7 protein-coding genes are annotated in these 6,792 nt (G+C 75.0%); 5 read left to right on the top strand and 2 right to left on the bottom strand.

The features are described from left to right. Positions 1-137: 137 nt before the first annotated feature. On the bottom strand, positions 138-803 hold the full coding sequence (locus D0Z06_RS22075; RefSeq protein WP_117379696.1) for a DUF2461 domain-containing protein: 666 nt from the start codon (positions 801-803) through the stop codon (positions 138-140). Next, positions 800-1,387 (bottom strand): GNAT family N-acetyltransferase, encoded by a 588-nt coding sequence (locus tag D0Z06_RS22070; RefSeq protein ID WP_117379695.1) that lies wholly within the window; start codon positions 1,385-1,387, stop codon positions 800-802. Before D0Z06_RS22070 ends, D0Z06_RS22075 begins: the two co-directional genes overlap by 4 nt. A gap of 86 nt (positions 1,388-1,473) precedes the next feature. Here D0Z06_RS22070 and D0Z06_RS22065 point away from each other — a divergent pair, with 86 nt between their 5' ends. Genes D0Z06_RS22065 through D0Z06_RS22045 form a run of 5 tightly spaced genes read left to right on the top strand, consistent with a single transcriptional unit; the run spans position 1,474 to position 6,713 of the window. Beyond that, a complete protein-coding gene (locus tag D0Z06_RS22065; protein WP_117379694.1) occupies positions 1,474-2,721 on the top strand; it encodes a winged helix-turn-helix domain-containing protein in 1,248 nt (415 codons plus the stop codon). Between the two features lie 10 nt (positions 2,722-2,731). Then, positions 2,732-3,550, top strand: a complete 819-nt coding sequence (locus tag D0Z06_RS22060) for a thymidylate synthase (RefSeq protein ID WP_199522473.1) — start codon at positions 2,732-2,734, stop codon at positions 3,548-3,550. 28 nt (positions 3,551-3,578) lie between these two features. Next, complete coding sequence (locus D0Z06_RS22055; protein ID WP_117379693.1) at positions 3,579-4,109, top strand: dihydrofolate reductase; 531 nt, start codon at positions 3,579-3,581, stop codon at positions 4,107-4,109. Between the two features lie 10 nt (positions 4,110-4,119). Continuing rightward, positions 4,120-5,016: a 4-hydroxy-tetrahydrodipicolinate synthase gene (gene dapA, locus D0Z06_RS22050; protein WP_117379692.1), complete on the top strand. Its 897-nt coding sequence runs from the start codon at positions 4,120-4,122 to the stop codon at positions 5,014-5,016. Further along, the gene (locus D0Z06_RS22045; protein WP_117379691.1) at positions 5,013-6,713 is read left to right on the top strand and encodes a ribonuclease J; all 1,701 of its coding nucleotides are present in this window, start codon (positions 5,013-5,015) and stop codon (positions 6,711-6,713) included. The genes dapA and D0Z06_RS22045 overlap by 4 nt, the downstream gene beginning before the upstream one ends. The last annotated feature ends 79 nt before the right edge of the window (positions 6,714-6,792 follow it).

The raw sequence follows: 6,792 nt of genomic DNA, 5'->3' as shown, positions 1-6,792 counted from the left end.
CAACGGACGACTCGAGCACCTCCGAGGCTCCGCGCTCGGCTTCCGCAACCTCACCAACTACATCGCCAGGAGCCTGCTCGAAACCGGCGGCTTCCGACCCCGACTACACCCCCGATCGTGAAGAGCCGCCAGAACGCTCAGCGACGGGGGCGCGGTTGCTTCGTCGTCGCCCCGACGTTGTCGGCCAGCCAGTCGTTGAGGGCCGTGAGCGCTCGCCACGAGTCGCGCACGCGCTCCAGCGACCCGCGGGTGTGCAACCAGCCGGCCGGCTCCCAGTGCCGGCTCGCGTGCAGCGTCTTGTGCCGGAGCAGGTCGGCGCGCGGACCCTCCGGGGGGAAGCCGGCGGGGACCCGCTTGAGCCGCTCACCGTCCACGGTCCAGCCGCTCCCGGTCAGCCGCGACAGCTCCTGCTCGAGCCGCTCACCGGGGACGTCCTCGGCCACGGCGCGACGGTACCGGGCCACCTGGTCGGACTCCAGCCGCCAGGCCCCACCGGCCACCATGAGCCCGTCGGCGGACACCTGCACGTACCAGGCCCCCGCGCCCCGGCCGTCAGGCGTGACGACCGCGCCCTGGTGGGTCTTGTACGGCGTCTTGTCGTTGCTGAACCGGACGTCGCGGTAGGGGCGGAACACCTTCGCCGTCCCGAACTCCCCGGCGACCTCGTCCAGGAGGGCCTGCAGCGGCGCGCGGACGCAGTCGTCGTAGACGGCGCGGTGCCGGGTCCAGTAGGTCTTGCTGTTGTCGGCCTCCAGCCCCTCGTAGAAGACCAGCCCCTCGTCGGGGAACCCCTGGAACCTCATCCGCCCGCCTCCTCCAGCAGTGCGTGCCAGCGCACCTCCCGCACCGGTGCCGCCCCGGTGTCCAGCGTGCGCACCCACCCGTCCGGTGCCCAGCCGGCCGACTCGAGGAAGCGGGCGGACACCTGGTCCTGCTCGGCCAGCCACGTCTGCAGCCGGCGGGCTCCGGATCCCCGGGCGAGGTCCGCCACCGCGGCCAGCAGCCGGCTGCCGTGCCCCCGGCGTCCCCAACGCGGCTCCACCAGCAGCGTGGCCACCTCGGTCGTCGGACCGGCGCCTGCGGCGGTGTCCCCGGCGACGACCTTGGGCGGGCCGTAGGCCGCGAAGCCGACGACCGCCTCCCGCTCGCAGGCGACCAGGACGCCGTGGGCGGGCGTCGGCGGGGCCGTGATGGCCGCGCCCCACGACCGGGCCGCGGCGTCGTCGTCCCACTCGTCGAGCACCGCCGCGGGCAGGAGGGAGCGGTAGGCCGTCCGCCAGGTGACCACCTGGACGCGCGCCACCTCGGGGGCGTCCGCGGCGCGGGCCGGGCGCACCGAGACCTCGGCGCTGCCCGTCAGGCGCGGGAACGGCGAGGTGGGGTCCACTCGGCGAGCGTAGGCGGCGGGCGGGGTGTCGTACCCGGCCGGCAGTATCGGACCTCGTGGGAGAGCCTGCCGACCGACGCCGTGCGGTGGACGACCGCACCGTCGACCACCGTGCCGTCGACCGCCTCGCCGCCCCGCTGGCGCGGCGGATCGCCTTGGCCGCGCAGGGGCTGGCCGACCCGCGTCCGGACGGTCCCGTCGACGCCGGCCGGCTGCGCCGCACCGCGGAGCGTCTCGCCGTCCTCCAGATCGACTCGGTCAACGTGCTCTCCCGGGCCCACTACCTGCCGGCGTTCAGCCGGCTGGGGCCTTACCCGAGGGCCGCCCTCGACGGGCTGTCCGGGCGCCGGCACCTGCTCTTCGAGTACTGGGCGCACGAGGCCTCCTTCCTCCCCGTGCGGCTGCACCCGCACCTGCGCTGGCGGATGGCAGCGGCGGAGGAGCACGCCTGGGGGTCGATGGTCCGGGTCCAGCGCGAGCGGCCCGGGTACGTCCAGGAGGTGCTCGACCGCGTCCGGGAGGGCGGGCCCCTCAAGGCGAGCGACCTCGCCGAACCCCGGCCCGACCGGCCCGGCAGCCTGTGGAACTGGCACGCCGGCAAGGCAGCCCTGGAGTGGCTGTTCTGGTCCGGCGTCGTGACCGCCACCCGTCGCACCGCCGGGTTCGAGCGCGTCTACGACCTCACCGAACGGGTGCTGCCGGCCGAGGTGGTCCGCGCGCCCACCCCCGAGCCGGCCGACGCGGTGCGCGAGCTGGTCCGCACGGCCTCGCGGGCGCTGGGCGTGGCCACCGAGCGGGACCTCCGCGACTACTTCCGGCTGCGCCCGGCCCCGGCCCGCGCCGCCGTCGCCGAGCTGGTGGAGGCCGGGGAGCTCCTGCCGGTCGAGGTGGCCGGCTGGTCGGCGCCCGCGTGGCTGCACCCCGGGACGCGCCGGCCCCGGCGGGCGCTCGCCCGCGCCCTGGTCAGCCCCTTCGACTCGCTGGTCTGGGAGCGGCCACGCGTGGAGCGGCTGTTCGGCTTCCGCTACCGCCTGGAGATCTACACGCCGGCCGCGCAGCGCGTGCACGGCTACTACGTGCTGCCCTTCCTGCTCGGCGACCGGCTCGTCGCCCGCGTCGACCTCAAGGCCGACCGGCGGGCGGGGGCGCTGCTCGTCCAGTCCGCCCACGCCGAGGTCGGGGTCGACCGCCGCGAGGTCGCGGCAGAGCTCGCCGAGGAGCTGGCGCTCATGGCCGCCTGGCTCGAGCTCGACCGGGTGCTCGTGGCCGGGCGCGGGGACCTCGCGGCGGACCTCACGGTGTCGACGTCCGGGCACCCGGCGGTCGGCGCCTAGGGTGGGCGGCGTGGGGAGCACGGGCGGCCGGCCGCTGGACACGCAGTACGAGGACCTCCTGCGCCGGGTGCTGGAGACCGGCGCGCCCAAGCGGGACCGCACCGGCACGGGCACGGTCAGCCTGTTCGGCGAGCGGCTCCGCTACGACCTGTCCCGGTCCTTCCCGCTGGTCACCACCAAGCGGGTGCACTTCAAGTCGGTGGCCGTCGAGCTGCTGTGGTTCCTCCGCGGGGACGGCAACGTGCAATGGCTGCGCGACCACGGGGTCACGATCTGGGACGAGTGGGCCTCGCCGACCGGTGACCTCGGGCCGGTCTACGGCGTCCAGTGGCGCTCGTGGCCGGCGCCGGACGGCCGGAGCATCGACCAGCTCGCGGCCGTCCTCGACACCCTGCGCACCGACCCCGACTCCCGGCGCATGGTCGTCTCCGCGTGGAACGTCGCCGCGCTGCCCGAGATGGCGCTCGCGCCCTGCCACGCGCTGTTCCAGTTCCACGTCGCCGACGGCCGGCTGTCCTGCCAGCTCTACCAGCGCAGCGCCGACCTCTTCCTCGGCGTGCCCTTCAACATCGCCAGCTACGCGCTGCTGACCCGCATGGTCGCCGACCAGGTGGGCCTGGCGCCCGGCGACCTGATCTGGGTCGGCGGTGACTGCCACGTGTACAGCAACCACGTCGAGCAGGTGACCGAGCAGCTCTCCCGCGAGGCGCGGCCCTTCCCGTCGCTGGAGCTGGCCCCCGCGCCGTCGCTGTTCGACTACACCTACGAGCACTTCGCCGTGCACGGCTACGACCCCCACCCGGCGATCAAGGCCCCGGTGGCGGTGTGACCGGGCCCGCGAGGCCCCCGGGGCGCCCGTGAGCGTCGGCGTGGTGTGGGCGCAGGGCCGGGGCGGTGTCATCGGCGCCGACGGCGGGCTGCCCTGGCACCTGCCCGAGGACCTGCGCCGCTTCCGGGACCTGACCACCGGCTCGACGGTCGTCATGGGCCGGCGCACCTGGGAGTCGCTGCCCGAGGGGGTGCGGCCGCTGCCGCGGCGCACGAACGTCGTGCTCACCCGCGACCCGGGGTGGCAGGCCGAGGGAGCGCACCGCGCCGGCTCGGTGGCCGAGGTGCTCGCCGGCCACCCCGACTGCTGGGTCATCGGGGGCGGGCGGGTCTACGCCGCCTTCCTCCCGCACGCCGACCGGGTGGTGGTCACCGACGTCGACGTGGCGGTCGACGGCGACACGTGGGCGCCGGCCCTCGACGGGAGCTGGACGCGCGTCGACCGCCGGCCCGCCGACGGCTGGGCGACCTCGGCCACCGGGCTGCGCTGGGCCGTGTCGGAGTTCCGCCGCGCCGGGGCCGATCCGCGGGGCCGGGGCGCGACCGGCGACGGTCGGTAGATTCACCCCCATGACCCGCGACCCCACCCGGCCCTTCGGGCGTGTCCTCACGGCGATGGTCACCCCCCTGGCCGAGGACGGCTCGATCGACCTCGCCGGCGCCCAGGAACTGGCCGCCCACCTGGTCGACCGCGGCGCCCACGACGGGCTCGTCGTCGCCGGGACGACGGGGGAGTCGCCCGCGCTCAGCGACGCGGAGCAGCGCGCCGTCCTCGAGGCGGTCCTCGACGCGGTCGGTGACCGGGCGACCGTGGTCGCCGGCGTGGGCACCAACGACACCGCCCACTCCATCGACAAGGCCCGCGACGCCGAGCGGCTCGGTGCGCACGGCCTCATGGTGGTGACGCCGTACTACAACAAGCCCCCGCAGGCGGGGCTGCTGCGGCACTTCACCGCCGTCGCCGACGCCACCGACCTGCCGGTGATGCTCTACGACATCCCGCCGCGCACCGTCGTGCCCATCGAGGTGGAGACCCTCGTCCGGGCCGCCGAGCACCCGCGCATCGTGGCCGTGAAGGACGCGAAGGGGGACCTCGGCGCCGTCGCCTGGACCCTCGCCCGCACCGACCTGGCCTACTACAGCGGCGAGGACATGCTCAACCTGCCGCTGCTGGCCCTCGGCGCCGTGGGCGTGGTCAGCGTGGTGGGCCACCTGGTCGGCCCCCGGCTCGCCGAGCTCATCGCGGCCGTGGAGTCCGGGGACCTCGCCAAGGCCCGTGAGGTCAACGACGGCCTGCTGCCGGTCTACACCGGCACCTTCCGCACCCAGGGGGTCATCCTCGTCAAGGCGGCGCTCAACGCGCTCGGCCTGCCGGCCGGCCCGGTCCGTCCCCCGCTGGTCGACGCCACGCCCGAGCAGGTCGAGCAGCTGCGCGCCGACCTGGCTGCCGGCGGGGTGGTCCTGTGACCGCCTCCGGCTCCCAGCCGCACCTGGACCTCCAGGCGCCCCCGCCGCTGCCGGACGGCGGGCTGCGGGTCATGGCCCTCGGCGGCCTGGGCGAGATCGGCCGCAACATGGCGGTGCTGGAGTTCGACGGGAAGCTGCTGGTCATCGACTGCGGGGTGCTCTTCCCCGAGGCCGAGCAGCCCGGGGTCGACCTGATCCTCCCGGACTTCGGGGTCATCCAGCACCGGCTCGACGACATCGCCGCCGTCGTCCTGACCCACGGGCACGAGGACCACATCGGCGCCATCCCCTACCTGCTGCGGATGCGCGGCGACATCCCGCTGGTCGGGTCGCGGTTCACCCTGGCGCTGGTGCGGGCCAAGCTCCGCGAGCACCGGATCGACCCGGTGCTGGTCGAGGTCGCCGCCGGCGACGACCACCTCGCCGGCCCGTTCCACTGCGAGTTCATCAGCGTCAACCACTCGATCCCCGACGCGCTGGCCGTCGCCGTCCACACCCCGGCCGGGCTCGTGGTGCACACCGGCGACTTCAAGATGGACCAGCTGCCCCTCGACGGCGTCCTCACCGACCTCGGCGCGTTCGCCCGGCTCGGCATCGAGGGCATCGACCTGCTGATGGCCGACTCGACCAACGCCGAGGTGCCCGGTTTCGTCACCTCCGAGCGGGCCATCGGGCCGGTCATCGAGGACGTCTTCCGCCGCGCCACCCAGCGGCTGATCGTCTCCAGCTTCGCCAGCCACGTGCACCGCATCCAGCAGGTGCTCGACGCCGCGGAGGTCCACGGCCGCAAGGTGGCCCTCGTCGGCCGGTCGATGGTCCGCAACATGGGCGTGGCCCGGGACCTCGGGCTGCTGCGCGTGGCGCCCGGGCTCGTGGTGAGCCTGGACGAGGCGACGAGCATGCCGCCCGAGCAGGTCGTGCTGGTCAGCACCGGCTCCCAGGGCGAGCCGCTGTCGGCGCTCGGGCGGATGGCCCGCGGCGAGCACCACCAGGTGACCATCGAGGCCGGCGACACCATCGTGCTGGCCTCCTCCCTGGTGCCCGGCAACGAGACGGCCGTCTACAAGGTGATCAACGGCCTGGCCCGGCTCGGGGCCACCGTCGTGCACAAGGAGACGGCGATGGTGCACGTCTCCGGGCACGCCCCGGCCGGGGAGCTGCGCACCCTGCTCAACGTGGCCAAGCCGCGGCACCTCATGCCCGTGCACGGCGAGTGGCGGCACCTGCGCGCGCACGCCGCGCTCGCCGGGCAGACCGGCATGGCCGCCGACCGGGTGATCCTGGCCGAGAACGGCGTGGTCGTCGACCTCGTCGACGGCAAGGCCGCCATCGTCGGCAGCGTCCCGGTCGGGGACGTCTACGTCGACGGCCTCAACGTCGGCGACGTGGGGGAGGAGTCGCTGCAGGAGCGGCGCATCCTCGGCGACGAGGGGTTCGTGGCGCTCACCGTCGTCATCGAGCCCTCGACCCGCACCATCGTCCGGCCGGTCCACCTCTCCGCCCGCGGCTTCGCCGACGACCCGTCGGTGTTCGACCCGGCGCTGCAGCTGGTCGAGGACGCGCTGCGGCGCACCCTCGCCGACGGCGAGACCGATCCGCACCGGCTCTCGCAGGTGATCCGCCGGACGGTCGGCAAGTGGGTCTCGGACACCCACCGCCGCCGGCCCATGATCATCCCCACCGTCCTCGAGGTCTGATCGAACGCGGCCGCGCCGCCCCCCGTATCCCCTGACGTCCGGCGCCAACCGGCGCGGTCACGGAGGACCACGAGGGAGA

The organism is Geodermatophilus marinus, from assembly GCF_003428645.1.
Lineage (GTDB): Bacteria > Actinomycetota > Actinomycetes > Mycobacteriales > Geodermatophilaceae > Geodermatophilus.
This window is presented reverse-complemented; position numbering and strand designations above follow the sequence as displayed.

Coding starts and splice junctions, on each gene's coding strand:
- D0Z06_RS22075 (WP_117379696.1), bottom strand. CDS start 803: ATGAGGTTCCAGGGGTTCCCCGACGAGGGGCTGGTCTTCTACGAGGGG.
- dapA (WP_117379692.1), top strand. CDS start 4,120: ATGACCCGCGACCCCACCCGGCCCTTCGGGCGTGTCCTCACGGCGATG.